Below are 14,822 nucleotides of genomic sequence, written 5' to 3' on the forward strand. Positions count from 1 at the left end.
ACACTCCGGGTAATGCATTCCAATACTGTATATTCATTCAGGTCAATTTGTGTCATAATTAACCGTTTGTGATCGCCGGTAGCACCATGCCACCGGGCAAAAAAGCGTTTAATCCGGGAAAGGTGAATGGATAAGATCGAAGTTCGGGGCGCCCGCACCCATAATCTCAAAAACATCAACCTCGTTATCCCCCGCGACAAACTTATTGTCGTGACCGGGCTTTCGGGTTCTGGCAAATCCTCGCTCGCTTTCGACACCTTATATGCCGAAGGGCAGCGCCGTTACGTTGAATCCCTTTCCGCCTACGCGCGGCAGTTTCTGTCACTGATGGAAAAGCCGGACGTCGATCATATTGAGGGGCTTTCTCCTGCCATCTCAATTGAGCAGAAATCGACGTCTCATAACCCGCGTTCTACGGTGGGGACAATCACCGAAATCCACGACTATTTGCGTTTGTTGTTCGCCCGCGTCGGTGAGCCGCGCTGCCCGGACCACGATGTACCGCTGGCGGCGCAAACCGTCAGTCAGATGGTGGATAACGTGTTGTCCCAGCCGGAAGGTAAACGCCTGATGCTGCTCGCACCAATCATTAAAGAGCGCAAAGGCGAACACACCAAAACGCTGGAAAATCTGGCAAGCCAGGGTTACATCCGTGCTCGTATTGATGGCGAAGTCTGCGATCTTTCCGATCCGCCGAAACTGGAACTGCAAAAGAAACATACCATTGAAGTGGTGGTTGATCGCTTCAAGGTGCGTGACGATCTCACCCAACGTCTGGCAGAGTCGTTTGAAACCGCGCTGGAGCTTTCCGGTGGTACCGCGGTAGTTGCCGATATGGACGATCCAAAAGCGGAAGAGCTGCTATTTTCCGCCAACTTCGCCTGCCCAATTTGCGGCTATAGTATGCGTGAACTGGAACCACGCCTGTTTTCGTTTAACAACCCGGCGGGGGCCTGCCCAACCTGTGACGGCCTTGGCGTGCAGCAATATTTCGATCCTGACCGCGTGATCCAGAATCCGGAACTGTCGCTGGCTGGCGGTGCGATCCGAGGCTGGGATCGCCGCAACTTCTATTACTTCCAGATGCTGAAATCGCTGGCAGATCACTATAAGTTCGACGTCGAAGCGCCGTGGGGCAGCCTGAGCGCGAACGTGCATAAAGTGGTGTTGTACGGTTCTGGCAAAGAAAACATTGAATTCAAATACATGAACGATCGTGGCGATACCTCCATTCGTCGTCATCCGTTCGAAGGCGTGCTGCACAATATGGAGCGCCGTTATAAAGAGACGGAATCCAGTGCGGTACGTGAAGAATTAGCCAAGTTTATCAGCAATCGCCCGTGCGCCAGCTGCGAAGGAACCCGTCTGCGTCGGGAAGCGCGCCATGTGTATGTCGAGAATACGCCGCTGCCTGCTATCTCCGACATGAGCATCGGTCATGCGATGGAATTCTTCAACAATCTCAAACTCGCAGGTCAGCGAGCGAAGATTGCGGAAAAAATTCTTAAAGAGATTGGCGATCGCCTGAAATTCCTCGTTAACGTCGGCCTGAATTACCTGACACTTTCCCGCTCGGCAGAGACACTTTCTGGCGGTGAAGCCCAGCGTATCCGTCTGGCGAGCCAGATTGGTGCGGGCCTGGTTGGCGTTATGTACGTGCTCGATGAGCCGTCTATCGGCCTGCACCAGCGCGATAACGAGCGCCTGTTGGGTACGCTTATCCATCTGCGCGATCTCGGTAATACCGTGATTGTGGTGGAGCACGACGAAGACGCGATTCGCGCCGCTGACCATGTGATCGACATTGGTCCTGGTGCGGGTGTTCACGGCGGTGAAGTGGTCGCGGAAGGTCCACTGGAAGCGATTATGGCGGTGCCGGAGTCGTTGACCGGGCAGTACATGAGCGGTAAACGCAAGATTGAAGTGCCGAAGAAACGCGTTCCGGCGAATCCGGAAAAAGTGCTGAAGCTGACAGGCGCACGCGGTAATAACCTGAAAGACGTGACGCTGACGCTGCCAGTCGGTCTGTTTACCTGCATCACAGGGGTTTCAGGTTCCGGTAAATCGACACTGATTAACGACACACTGTTCCCGATTGCCCAACGCCAGTTGAATGGGGCGACCATCGCCGAACCGGCACCGTATCGCGATATTCAGGGACTGGAGCATTTCGATAAAGTGATCGATATCGACCAAAGCCCAATTGGTCGTACTCCGCGTTCTAACCCGGCGACCTATACCGGCGTGTTTACACCTGTGCGCGAACTGTTTGCGGGCGTACCGGAATCCCGTGCGCGCGGCTATACGCCGGGACGTTTCAGCTTTAACGTCCGTGGCGGGCGCTGCGAAGCCTGTCAGGGCGATGGCGTGATCAAAGTGGAGATGCACTTCCTGCCGGATATCTACGTGCCGTGCGACCAGTGCAAAGGTAAACGCTATAACCGCGAAACGCTGGAAATTAAGTACAAAGGCAAAACCATCCACGAAGTGCTGGATATGACCATCGAAGAGGCGCGTGAGTTCTTTGATGCGGTGCCAGCTCTGGCGCGTAAGCTGCAAACGTTGATGGACGTTGGCCTGACGTACATTCGCCTCGGGCAGTCCGCAACCACGCTTTCTGGTGGTGAAGCCCAGCGCGTGAAGCTGGCGCGTGAGCTGTCAAAACGCGGCACCGGGCAGACGCTGTATATTCTTGATGAGCCGACCACCGGTCTGCACTTCGCCGATATTCAGCAACTGCTCGACGTACTGCATAAACTGCGCGATCAGGGCAACACCATTGTGGTGATTGAGCACAATCTCGACGTGATCAAAACCGCTGACTGGATTGTCGACCTGGGACCAGAAGGCGGCAGTGGCGGCGGCGAAATCCTCGTCTCCGGTACGCCAGAAACCGTCGCGGAGTGCGAAGCTTCGCATACGGCACGCTTCCTCAAGCCGATGCTGTAATCGTTAAGGCCGCTTTCCGAGCGGCCTTTTCCTTTCAGAGTTGCACCAGCAATTTACGTTTTTCTTCCGGCAGCAAATTCACCGCCTGCTGATAAGACGCATCCACCAGATAATAGATTTGCGAATCTGGCAGCGAACCGTCGAGATACACGGTGCTCCAGTGCGCTTTATTCAGATGGCGGCTTGGACGCACATCGCTGTGCTGCTGACGTAGCAGCTCCGCCAGCTCCGGGCTGGTTTTCAGCGAAACCGCCGGGCGATTTTCTACTTCTTTCACCATCGCAAACAGTACATCTTCCACTTTGATCTGCGTCGCTTTCCAGTCGTTATGCACGCTCTGTTCTGCGCCTGGTTTTGCCATGCAATATTGTAGCAACTCCGAAATGGTCATTTTTTACTCCCCTTGTAGTGTCGCGATAATGCGACGCGATCCGCCGTGGATGCGATGTTCCCCCAGCCAGATGCCTTGCCAGGTGCCGGTCTGAATACGCCCTTTATGCACCGGCAATACAAGCGATGTTCCCAGCATTGAGGATTTGATATGAGAAGGCATATCGTCTGCTCCCTCATAGTCATGCTCATAATTTCCGTTGTCGGGAACGGTGCGGAGGAAAAAACGCTCCATGTCGTGGCGTACGGTGGGATCGCAGTTCTCATTAAGTGTCAGAGAGGCGGAGGTATGTTGCAGCAACAGATGCAGTAAACCGATGTTAACGCGCGGCATATCAGCCAGCTGATTCAGAATTTCATCCGTTACCAGATGAAACCCACGAGATTTGGCGCTAAGCGTGAGCGTCTTTTGATACCACATGTGCTGCTCCTTGATAAAACTCTCTTAATCAGTTTGCAGCAAGACAGAGAAAGGATAAAGGTGTGATTAAAAAAACAGCATTCGGGAGAGTGTCACGCTCTCCCGCTCTGTCAGTATTCTGAATTGACGATCACCTCTTCACCAAACGCACCCGCTTGTGGCAAGGGTTTGTAGGTAGAGTTGGAGGCGCGCAGAATGCGGATACCACGAGCGCCGACATCGCGTGCGGCGGTAATATCGTTATCGGAATCGCCATAAAAAATTCGGATATTTTTATCCTGCAGCCATTGCGATTTTGTATTTTGCCCTGGTTTATCACCCGCAAAGATCACCGGATTCATATTGGTGGCAGGAATATGAAAATTATCCGCCAGCGTTTTTGAAACCGTTTCTGTTTTCGTCGGGCTACGACCAGTCACAAAGAAGATCGCGTCACCGCGGCGTACATGCATATCAATCAGCTGGCGAGCGACCTCTTTTGGAATGCTGAATTCATCCCAGCCATTGTTCATTTTTTCCCAGAACACAGGATTTTTCAGATAATCTTCGCTTTCTGGCGAGAAGGTTTTTTTGCCGCGCCAGAAGCCCGGACTGGAAAAAAGTACCGTGTCATCGATATCAAACCCCACCGCCATTGGCGGACGCCCTGCGAGGCTATTTTCAATTTGTGCGACCGAAACCCAATGAATTGGTGCCTGTTCAGCAAGCCTGGCAACGTTAGTACCAGGGTTAAGCGGCGAAGGAGATGAGGCCAGGGCAACAGCGGAACTGTTTAGAGCGAACAATAAGCAAACGGCACTGATTGCCTGTGTGATCTTGCGCATATTTTTCCCTAAATAGTCAGTATGTTGAAACTTTTTATTGTGAGATTTGTTGCAAAAACCATCTGACCATAACGCCAGCAGCAGGGGAAAGGAAGGATTATCTGCGGTTTTTGTGATGAAAAGCAGGATGATTATATTTAACCCAGTAAATACGTTCCTGTCGTTTTTTTGTAAAAAAATGTTTATTCCTCAATGAAGGATACATTAATTTTACGTTTATTATGATGAATCCTCTGCAAATGAGCGAAATTTGATAGAACATTTATCTGCTGTACGATTTAATGAACTTAATGATACAGCATTACAAAAACAATCGAAGTTTATAAAGATGATTTCTGATTGACCAGAACCCTACCATACAATGGTGACTAATTTTATTACTCTCGAAGGAGATGATGATATGAATATATCATATGTGAATAGCAACAAAATGACATCTTTACCTGTTGAGCTAGATGCACTAAATAATAAAGATATCTCTTATTCCAAAGATTTTTCTTATGCCAAAGATCTCTTTTTATATATAGAAACACAGTTAAAAATTGCAAAAGATTTTTGTAGACCAGGAGAGGAAGTATCAAGATCTATTGCAAATAAAGTTTTTCATGCATTTATTGATTTAGTTAACAAAATCAGAGGCAAGAAAGATTGTATGTATATTTGCACACTTTGCTGTTTTGCCGAGGAGGTTAAAGGTGATTATTCTCATTACAGAACCTTTTTATTTGATATTGGTAATCAATATAAGGTTAAACTTACACAAAGCGGAAAAAAAGAGTTCTCTTTAACATTAGAATTTAACGATACTATAATTGAATCTCAGAAAGTCACAGGCAATAAGGCAAAGCATATTCTTGAGGATATAGAAATATTCTATCGTAACAAACCCGATACTTATTATTAAATTTAATAATGGTTAGATGTGCAGAAATTATTACTCCACACGGTAAAACAGGGAAAAGCACTCCAGAACATTGGGATAAACTTAACAAGTTAGAACTAACAACGTTTTATTACCTCTCACGTAGAACGATGGCATCAAAAAAATCATCTATAAAGCAAGAGTGAAAGCGACGACAGTTTAATTTCACTGCAGGCTGGATAACTCCAGCCTGCTTTCCTGCATTACATTACCGCAGCAAACGCCTTTGCTACACGTTGTACATTTGCCGTATTTAACCCGGCGACACACATGCGACCGCTGGCGATGAGATAAATACCAAACTCCTCACGTAGTCGGTCAACCTGAGCGGCACTTAAACCGGTATAACTGAACATGCCGCGCTGATTAAGCAGATAATCGAAATTGCGTTCTGGTATCTCTGTGCTCAATACCTTCACCAGTTCCTGACGCATCGCCAGAATGCGAGTACGCATCTCTTCTACTTCCGCCAGCCAGCTGGCTTTCAATGCCTCGTCATTCAGCACCGCAGCCACCACCTGCGCACCAAAATTCGGCGGGCTGGAGTAGTTGCGGCGAACTGTTGCTTTCAATTGCCCCAGTACGCGGCCAGCGGCTTCGGCATCTTCACACAGAACAGAAAGTCCGCCAACGCGCTCGCCGTAAAGGGAGAAAATTTTCGAGAACGAATTGCTCACCAGAGCGGGTAATCCAGCGCTGGCAATGGCACGAATGGCGTAGGCATCCTCTTCCATACCGGCACCAAATCCTTGATAGGCAATATCGAGGAATGGAATAAGCTCGCGGGCTTTGAGAATTTCAATCACCGCATCCCACTGATCATTAGTGAGATCGGCACCCGTTGGGTTGTGGCAACATGGATGCAGCAACACAATACTGCGGGCAGGTAATGTTTTCAGCGTCGCCAACAGGTCATTAAAGCGCACGCCGTTAGTCGCTTCGTCATACCAGGGGTAAGTACTCACTTCGAATCCAGCCCCGGCGAATATTGCTACGTGGTTTTCCCAGGTAGGATCGCTGACCCAGACGCCTGATTCCGGGAAGTAGCGTTTCAGGAAATCTGCGCCCACTTTCAATGCCCCTGAGCCGCCAAGGGTTTGAATGGTTGCTACGCGCTGTTGTTGCAGTACCGGATGGTCCGCACCAAACAGCAGCGGCGCAATGGCATGGCGATAGCTATTAAGCCCTTCCATCGGTAAATAAAGCGAAGCGCCATGAGGCTGCGCATTCAGGCGCGCTTCCGCATCCGCCACGGCTTTCAGTTGGGGAATAATTCCGTCTTCGTTGTAGTACAGACCGATACTTAAATTCACTTTGTCGCTGCGAGGGTCTTCTTTGAAACGCTCCATAAGCGTAAGAATCGGGTCGCCAGCGTAGGCGTCAACTTTTTGAAACACGCGATGGTTCTCCAGGTTTACGGGCAGGTGGTTAAAACACAATAAACCGGAAGAAGGCGAAGATCGAGTGGATGTTCAGGGGCGAACGGCAATTAGCAACAGAGTGAGACTCATGACAAACGTACATCCGCCAGAGGCACGGCCTTCATAAGAGCATGAAAGAATATCAACTTATTGAATTGGTAGGATTTTATTGGCCGGATAAGGCATTCACGCCGCATCCGGCACAAACAATCAAATATTACAGAACGATTAATCCACGTATTTCATCGCGACCCTTGAAGTCAGGCGCGTGATAAGTTCGTAAGCGCTCACTTTCGTCATTTCAGCGATACGTTCTACGGGCAAACCTTCGCCCCATAAAATGACCGGGTCCCCGGCTTTATCCTGCGCCTGTGGACCTAAGTCGACGCAGATCATATCCATCGCCACGCGCCCGACAATCGGCACTTCGCGACCGTTCACCAGCACTGGCGTACCGGACGGCGCGGCGCGCGGATAACCATCGCCATAGCCCATCGCGACTACGCCAAGGCGGGTATCACGTTCGCTTACCCAGGTTCCACCATAACCGACAGGCTCTCCGGCTTTATGCTCACGCACGGCAATCAGGCTGGAGGTTAGTGACATCACTGGCTGACAGCCAAAATCGGCACCGGTGGAGCGATCTTCCAGCGGAGAGACGCCATAAAGAATGATGCCCGGGCGCACCCAGTCAAAATGCGACTGTGGCCACAGCAGAATGCCACCCGATGCGGCAATGGAACGTAGACCTGGTTTGCCTTCGCAAAAGGTATTAAAGATAGCGAGTTGTTTCTCGGTTGCGCCGCATTTTGGTTCATCCGCGCGCGCAAAATGGCTGACGATATTCACCGGCTGACGAACGTTTTTGCACTGGGTCAGGCGATGATAAAACGCCTCAGCCTGTTCCGGCCTTACGCCCAGACGGTGCATACCGGTATCGAGTTTCATCCAGACGGTTACCGGCTCGTCCAGGCTAGCCTCTTCCAGCGCAGCCAGCTGTTCTTCGTTATGCACGGCGGTATGAAAATGTTGCGCAGAAATCGTCGGTAGATCTCTGGCATCAAAAAAGCCTTCGAGTAACAGTACAGGTTTGGTGATTCCCCCCGCACGCAGTCGCAGAGCTTCTTCGAGACGGGCTACGCCAAAGGCGTCAGCATCGGGGAGCGTTCGCGCGGTCTCAAGAAGACCGTGACCATAAGCGTTCGCTTTCACCACCGCAACCATTTTACTGGCAGGAGCCAGTTCACGAAGACGTTGCAGGTTGTGTCGCAGAGCGCGGCGGTTAATCACAACAGTTGCCGCTTGCATTTGTGTTCCTTGATAAGTGTTTGCTTTAATTACCTAATTCATAAAATAATTATTATTCGTCGTCGTACTGCGGCCCCGCATAGTTGTCGAAGCGCGACCATTGACCGTTAAAGGTCAGGCGTACCGTCCCGATTGGGCCGTTACGTTGTTTACCGATAATAATTTCCGCGATGCCTTTTAAATCACTGTTTTCGTGATACACCTCATCACGATAGATAAACATGATCAAGTCCGCATCCTGCTCGATAGAGCCAGATTCACGCAGGTCGGAGTTGACCGGACGTTTGTCGGCACGTTGTTCCAGAGAACGGTTCAACTGGGACAGCGCCACCACCGGCACGTTCAGTTCTTTCGCCAGTGCTTTCAGCGAGCGGGAGATTTCTGCAATTTCCAGCGTACGGTTATCGGAAAGCGCCGGTACGCGCATCAGTTGCAGGTAGTCGATCATGATAAGCCCGATGCCGCCGTGTTCACGGGCAATACGGCGCGCGCGGGAACGCACTTCCGTTGGCGTCAGGCCGGAGGAATCATCGATATAGATATTACGTTTTTCGAGCAAAATACCCATGGTGCCGGAAATACGTGCCCAGTCTTCATCATCGAGCTGCCCGGTACGGATTTTAGTCTGGTCAACGCGCGACAGCGACGCCAGAGAACGCATCATAATCTGTTCTGATGGCATCTCCAGCGAGAAGATAAGTACAGGTTTATCCTGCAACATCGCCGCGTTTTCGACGAGGTTCATCGCAAATGTGGTTTTACCCATCGACGGACGCGCGGCGACGATGATCAAATCCGACGGCTGCAAGCCAGCGGTTTTTTTGTTGAGATCGTCATAACCGGTGTTTACCCCGGTAACGCCATCGTGTGGCTGCTGAAACAACTGCTCAATACGCGCCACCGTGGCGTCGAGCACATCAGCGATGTTCTTCGGCCCTTCGTCTTTGTTTGCACGACTTTCGGCAATTTTAAAGACGCGGGATTCAGCCAGGTCCAGCAGATCTTCGCTGGTGCGCCCCTGCGGATCAAAACCGGCTTCGGCAATCTCATTCGCAACCGAAATCATCTCGCGAACAACGGCACGTTCACGCACGATGTCAGCATAAGCACTGATGTTCGCCGCACTTGGCGTATTTTTTGACAGCTCCGCCAGATAAGCGAAACCACCGACGCTATCGAGTTGCCCCTGGCGTTCCAGCGATTCCGCAAGGGTAATCAGATCGATAGGACTACCGCTTTCCTGTAAACGCGCCATTTCAGTAAAGATATGACGGTGTGGGCGGGTGTAAAAATCGTCTGCCACCACACGCTCGGCTACATCGTCCCAGCGTTCGTTATCCAGCATTAAACCGCCCAACACCGACTGCTCCGCTTCGATCGAGTGCGGAGGCACTTTCAGCCCGGCAACTTGTGGATCGCGTTCGCGGGGTTCAGCCTGCTGTTTGTTGAAGGGTTTATTTCCTGCCATAGTGAATGGAGTTACCGAGATAAAGAATGGGTCGAAACTTTACCATATGAAGCAGACCCTGACGATACGTTCTGGAGGACACATGGCAACACGAATTGAATTTCACAAGCACGGTGGCCCGGAAGTACTTCAAGCCGTAGAGTTCACTCCTGCCGATCCGGCGGAGAATGAAATCCAGGTCGAAAATAAAGCCATCGGCATCAATTTTATCGACACGTATATCCGCAGCGGCCTTTACCCGCCGCCATCACTACCCAGCGGATTAGGTACCGAAGCGGCAGGCATCGTGAGTAAAGTCGGCAGTGGTGTAAAGCATATTAAGGCAGGCGATCGTGTAGTCTATGCGCAGTCGGCGTTAGGCGCTTACAGCTCGGTGCATAACATTAATGCGGATAAAGCGGCGATTCTGCCTGCGGCAATTTCTTTTGAGCAAGCTGCGGCATCCTTCCTGAAAGGCTTAACGGTTTATTATCTGCTGCGCAAAACCTATGAAATTAAACCCGATGAGCAGTTCCTGTTCCACGCAGCGGCTGGCGGCGTTGGCTTAATTGCCTGCCAGTGGGCAAAAGCCCTTGGGGCGAAACTTATCGGCACTGTGGGAACCGCGCAAAAAGCGCAGAGTGCGCTAAAAGCGGGCGCATGGCAGGTTATTAACTATCGCGAAGAGAATCTGGTCGAGCGGTTAAAAGAGATCACCGGTGGCAAGAAAGTGCGCGTGGTGTACGATTCCGTGGGCAGAGACACCTGGGAACGGTCGCTGGATTGCCTGCAACGCCGCGGCTTAATGGTGAGTTTTGGCAACTCATCAGGTGCGGTTACCGGCGTGAACTTAGGCATTCTCAATCAGAAAGGCTCGTTGTATGTGACACGCCCTTCCCTGCAAGGCTATATCACCACGCGGGAGGAATTAACCGAGGCCAGTAATGAACTGTTCTCTTTGATTGCCAGCGGTGTGATTAAGGTCGATGTCGCCGAGCAGCAGAAATATCCGCTGAAGGATGCGCAGCGTGCGCATGAGATTCTGGAAAGCCGGGCGACGCAAGGTTCCAGCCTGTTGATTCCATAAAAGAAATAGGGCTTCCACCTGGGAAGCCCTTTCTTTTTATAGTTCGGCTGTATGTAGGGTACAGCACGATGAATCTGTTAGAGGCGCAATAGTGACAGATTTGATTATCAATTCCTATTTTGTTCTAAGGATAAAACCTTAGGTTGTGATCATCCGCACAATCCCTTAGTAACGCCAGCGGTCATAACGCTGATATTTCGGCACTTTTGGTGCTTTAATCGCCTTAATAACCCACACCACCGCAATCGCCAGGAGTAACCACGGCAGCAACTTAATCATCAATGCCAGCATACCGCCGAGGAACATAATGGCCGTCGCCACAACCAGCGCGGCGATAATGCCCAGCAACGAAACGCCGGTGACCATCAACATGACAAAAAAGCCAATCACAAAAAGTAGTTCCAGCATGATGCTCTCCCAAATATGAAATCTCTTGCTGGCATTACAAGAATCATGCCAAAAATAATCTATTGATTTAACAGCAAAACGCCCCGCGACGGTGCGCAGGGCGTGGTGAATTTGACTATTTTTTGGTGAAAAGTTAACGCTTATCCGCCACCAGTTTGAGCGCGTGTTCCAGCACATTAATGTCTGCACCCGCTTTATGGGCATTTTCACTTAAATAACGCCGCCACTGCCGCGCGCCAGGAATACCCTGGAACAAGCCCAGCATATGCCGGGTAATATGGCCAAGATACGTCCCCTGGCTGAGTTCACGCTCAATGTACGGATACATGGCGCGCACTACCGCCACCGGATCGGCATCGGTATCCGAGGAACCAAAGATCTCTCGGTCTACCGCCGCCAGAATACCCGGATTCTGATACGCTTCGCGCCCGACCATCACGCCATCCATATGTTGCAAATGCGCTTTAGCCTCTTCCAGCGACTTGATACCACCGTTAATCGACATTGTCAGATGCGGAAAGTCACGCTTCAATTGATACACTCGCGGATAATCGAGCGGCGGGATTTCACGGTTTTCTTTCGGGCTTAACCCCGAAAGCCAGGCTTTACGTGCGTGGATGATGAACATCTCACACTCGCCTTTGCCGGAAACGGTGTTGATGAAATCGCAGAGAAATTCATAGCTGTCCTGGTCGTCGATGCCAATACGCGTTTTCACCGTCACCGGAATCGACACCACATCGCGCATCGCTTTCACGCAGTCGGCAACCAGCTGCGCATTACCCATCAGACACGCCCCAAACATGCCGTTCTGCACCCGGTCAGACGGGCAGCCGACATTCAGGTTGATCTCATCATATCCGCGCGCTTCTGCCAGCTTTGCACACTGCGCCAGCGCCGCCGGATCGCTACCGCCCAGTTGCAATGCTACCGGATGTTCTTCTTCACTGTACGCCAGGTAATCACCTTTACCGTGAATAATCGCCCCTGTAGTCACCATTTCGGTATACAGCAACGTATTGCGGGAAAGCAGACGCAAGAAATAGCGGCAATGTCTGTCCGTCCAGTCGAGCATTGGTGCAACGCTAAACCGACCACTCCAGTGAACGTCAGTTTTTTCAGGCATTGCGCTGGTTTGGTTGATTTTTTGCATTTCAGAATTACCGTGCATTTTTAAATGTAGAGATTATTTTATCGATATATCATGGGGTTATGTTATTCAGCATCACTGTTCAGGAGGCTCAATAGCGGGGTACTATACCATAACAACAGGAAGCGCCTGTCTCATTGCAAAAGAAAATTGAGATCCTCTCAAGGCATGAAGCTCTCACGAAGTGATGGAAATAATCTTATTAGCCGTTAGCTTTGTTAAGGCCAATGATAAACAATCCAGGTTCGACGATAAATAAAAATCACACATTAAACTACGGTGATATCTCTCCCTGCTAATAGCACTGATAGAGAAAAAAAGAACCCAATAAGCATTGGGTCCTTTTATATAATGCCTTCCATACTATCGAAGAACTTCACATATTATTTCTCCGATTTAACCCCGAATAAATCATAAATTAATTTAGAAGTGTCTGTAAGTATTTTAATCTTTTCCTTTGAGTTTGGGTCAAACGACTTAGCAAAGTCAATTAATTTCGGTGCAGCATCTCGCATTTTGCTTAAAATATCAGGTTCGAGCTTTCCTTCATTCACCAGAAGTGACATTTTATCCAGATAGTCATCAAAATTCATTTCTCCCCCATCTGCCAGACGCTTCATCTCTCCCAGGTACTTCTTCATATCACGTTGAGATAATTCTTCAAACTGAGCTGTCAGATAGTTCTCATTATATTCATTAATCTTCACTCTTTCTGCTCCTGCTAAATCTACGTAGGCACTAGAATATGAAAGTGAAATTAACAGCGAAGCGAATAATTTTAAGCTGTTGTCATCATATTCCTGACATGCATTAACAAACGTTAAAAAACCAGAACCTATTGCTTGCAAATGTATATTCGCTAAAGGTTCATTATCTTTAGATTCCTCATAAAAAAGCTGAACCGTGGAGGGAAGGCCATTCTTAGTTTCTACGTCAAAAGTACATCGTTCTATGGGCGTCGCATCTTTATTATCCTCGGGATTACATATACTATTAATCGCGAAATGAAAAATAGCCCGGTCAACAACTGATGCAATAAATTCACGATCGTTTAATTCCTCATCAGTACAATCTCCAATATACTCATTGACACACATTTTGAGATCATTTATTTGCTTAATTAACGTCACATTTTTTTCACGTGCAGTCCATAAATTATGAGTGATTCTTTGAATAAACAAATCTATTTTTGCAATAATTATATCCCGATGACGCATCGCTGAATAATCAATAGATTTACCATATATACTATTTACTTTACCTTTGATTGCATCTTCATTATCGAATTGATTTGAATTGAGTGTTTTATTAAAGTATCCAGTTGCACCGGGTATTATCTTCAACATGATTCATCTACCTTTTTTGTCGTACCGTGTCCTCCTTATAATTCTTTTGCCATCTGCTCACTATCAAAAATCGCTCATAATCTCTGAAGTACAGGTATGCAATCAAACCCAGCTAAATAAATAGCGATTTAACTTGAAGCAATTTATTTAAAAATGAATTATTAATTATTATCGTGTTGATAATGGTACTACCAGGCAAAACAACACCTTACGTACAAAACAGAAAATCAACATTACGGCAACAATAAGGGTTCTCGGTGTTTTTCCTGGAACATGGTAAAGTAAGGACATTCTTAACCCCCACTTTGAGGTGCCCGATGGAAAAGACCACAACGCAGGAGTTATTAGCGCAGGCTGAAAAAATCTGCGCGCAGCGTAATGTGCGCCTGACCCCACAGCGCCTGGAAGTGTTGCGCCTGATGAGTCTGCAGGATGGCGCTATCAGCGCTTATGATCTGCTTGATTTGCTGCGCGAAGCTGAGCCGCAAGCCAAGCCGCCAACGGTTTATCGCGCGCTGGATTTTCTTCTTGAGCAAGGTTTTGTGCATAAGGTGGAATCCACCAACAGCTATGTGCTCTGTCATCTGTTCGACCAGCCCACCCATACTTCAGCCATGTTTATTTGCGATCGCTGCGGCGCGGTGAAAGAAGAATGTGCAGAAGGCGTGGAAGACATTATGCATACGCTGGCGGCCAAAATGGGGTTTGCCCTGCGGCATAATGTGATTGAAGCACATGGACTCTGTGCGGCATGCGTGGAAGTGGAAGCGTGTCGTCATCCTGAACAGTGCCAGCATGATCACTCTGTACAGGTGAAAAAGAAATCACGTTAAGAGGGCGTACATCCTTGTACACGTCGGGCAGGAGGGATTAATTACCAGCGATACTCATTGCGGGTTTCCCAATCCACGACCTCTTTTTCTGCCTGATCTTTCTGATAACCATAACGTTCCTGGATTTTACCGACCAGTTGATCACGTTTACCTTCAATGATCGTCATATCATCATCGGTCAGTTTGCCCCATTGCTCTTTCACTTTACCTTTAAACTGTTTCCAGTTACCGCCGGCTTCATCTTTATTCATAATCAAGACCTCATCGTTAGGTTGTGAATGAGAGTACGTTCACTTTTCTTCTGAACGTGAGATTA

Annotated in this window: 13 protein-coding genes and 1 pseudogene; 4 read left to right on the forward strand and 10 right to left on the reverse strand. The window is 49.0% G+C overall.

Annotation, left to right across the window (positions count from 1 at the left end; genetic code table 11):
* Nucleotides 1-126: 126 nt before the first annotated feature.
* Nucleotides 127-2,949 (forward strand): excinuclease ABC subunit UvrA, encoded by a 2,823-nt coding sequence (gene uvrA / locus ACJHYD_RS08450; RefSeq protein ID WP_000357740.1) that lies wholly within the window; start codon nt 127-129, stop codon nt 2,947-2,949.
* Between the two features lie 34 nt (nt 2,950-2,983).
* Here uvrA and ACJHYD_RS08455 read toward each other — a convergent pair whose 3' ends face one another.
* The 3 genes from ACJHYD_RS08455 to aphA form a co-directional block, all read right to left on the reverse strand.
* Nucleotides 2,984-3,340, reverse strand: coding sequence for an MmcQ/YjbR family DNA-binding protein (locus ACJHYD_RS08455; RefSeq protein ID WP_000155657.1), 357 nt, complete (start codon nt 3,338-3,340; stop codon nt 2,984-2,986).
* Between the two features lie 3 nt (nt 3,341-3,343).
* Entirely contained in the window at nt 3,344-3,760 is a 417-nt protein-coding gene (locus ACJHYD_RS08460) for a secondary thiamine-phosphate synthase enzyme YjbQ (protein WP_000270375.1), read from the reverse strand.
* 110 nt (nt 3,761-3,870) lie between these two features.
* A complete protein-coding gene (gene aphA / locus ACJHYD_RS08465) occupies nt 3,871-4,584 on the reverse strand; it encodes an acid phosphatase AphA (protein ID WP_001226928.1) in 714 nt (237 codons plus the stop codon).
* Nucleotides 4,585-4,984: 400 nt separating this feature from the next.
* On the opposite strand from aphA, the pseudogene ACJHYD_RS08470 reads away from it, so the two are divergent.
* A pseudogene (locus tag ACJHYD_RS08470) lies at nt 4,985-5,347 on the forward strand (hypothetical protein); the annotation flags it as partial.
* A gap of 362 nt (nt 5,348-5,709) precedes the next feature.
* On the opposite strand, the gene tyrB reads toward ACJHYD_RS08470, so the two are convergent.
* From tyrB to dnaB, 3 genes are all read right to left on the reverse strand, one after another.
* The gene (gene tyrB / locus ACJHYD_RS08475) at nt 5,710-6,903 is read right to left on the reverse strand and encodes an aromatic amino acid transaminase (protein WP_001550428.1); all 1,194 of its coding nucleotides are present in this window, start codon (nt 6,901-6,903) and stop codon (nt 5,710-5,712) included.
* 252 nt (nt 6,904-7,155) lie between these two features.
* Entirely contained in the window at nt 7,156-8,235 is a 1,080-nt protein-coding gene (gene alr, locus ACJHYD_RS08480) for an alanine racemase (RefSeq protein WP_001550427.1), read from the reverse strand.
* 52 nt (nt 8,236-8,287) lie between these two features.
* Entirely contained in the window at nt 8,288-9,703 is a 1,416-nt protein-coding gene (dnaB, locus tag ACJHYD_RS08485) for a replicative DNA helicase (protein WP_000918363.1), read from the reverse strand.
* 82 nt (nt 9,704-9,785) lie between these two features.
* Between dnaB and ACJHYD_RS08490 the strand changes: the two genes are divergently transcribed.
* Nucleotides 9,786-10,769 carry a quinone oxidoreductase gene (locus ACJHYD_RS08490; protein WP_000235522.1) on the forward strand — a complete coding sequence of 328 codons (984 nt, stop codon included), beginning with the start codon at nt 9,786-9,788 and terminating at the stop codon, nt 10,767-10,769.
* Nucleotides 10,770-10,934: 165 nt separating this feature from the next.
* Here ACJHYD_RS08490 and pspG read toward each other — a convergent pair whose 3' ends face one another.
* The 3 genes from pspG to ACJHYD_RS08505 all read right to left on the reverse strand — a co-directional run bounded on the left by pspG (nt 10,935) and on the right by ACJHYD_RS08505 (nt 13,673).
* Nucleotides 10,935-11,177 (reverse strand): envelope stress response protein PspG, encoded by a 243-nt coding sequence (gene pspG, locus ACJHYD_RS08495; protein ID WP_000891404.1) that lies wholly within the window; start codon nt 11,175-11,177, stop codon nt 10,935-10,937.
* Between the two features lie 133 nt (nt 11,178-11,310).
* A complete protein-coding gene (gene dusA, locus ACJHYD_RS08500) occupies nt 11,311-12,348 on the reverse strand; it encodes a tRNA dihydrouridine(20/20a) synthase DusA (protein WP_001298868.1) in 1,038 nt (345 codons plus the stop codon).
* Nucleotides 12,349-12,710: 362 nt separating this feature from the next.
* Nucleotides 12,711-13,673, reverse strand: a complete 963-nt coding sequence (locus ACJHYD_RS08505; RefSeq protein ID WP_000912582.1) for a DUF2713 family protein — start codon at nt 13,671-13,673, stop codon at nt 12,711-12,713.
* Nucleotides 13,674-13,990: 317 nt separating this feature from the next.
* Between ACJHYD_RS08505 and zur the strand changes: the two genes are divergently transcribed.
* Nucleotides 13,991-14,506, forward strand: coding sequence for a zinc uptake transcriptional repressor Zur (gene zur / locus ACJHYD_RS08510; protein WP_000416263.1), 516 nt, complete (start codon nt 13,991-13,993; stop codon nt 14,504-14,506).
* Nucleotides 14,507-14,547: 41 nt separating this feature from the next.
* Here the strand turns inward: zur and ACJHYD_RS08515 are convergent, their stop codons facing one another.
* A complete protein-coding gene (locus tag ACJHYD_RS08515; RefSeq protein WP_001030593.1) occupies nt 14,548-14,757 on the reverse strand; it encodes a CsbD family protein in 210 nt (69 codons plus the stop codon).
* Nucleotides 14,758-14,822 lie beyond the last annotated feature (65 nt).

Origin of the sequence: Escherichia sp. WS1368 (assembly GCF_046487485.1) — a bacterium.
GTDB lineage: Bacteria > Pseudomonadota > Gammaproteobacteria > Enterobacterales > Enterobacteriaceae > Escherichia > Escherichia coli.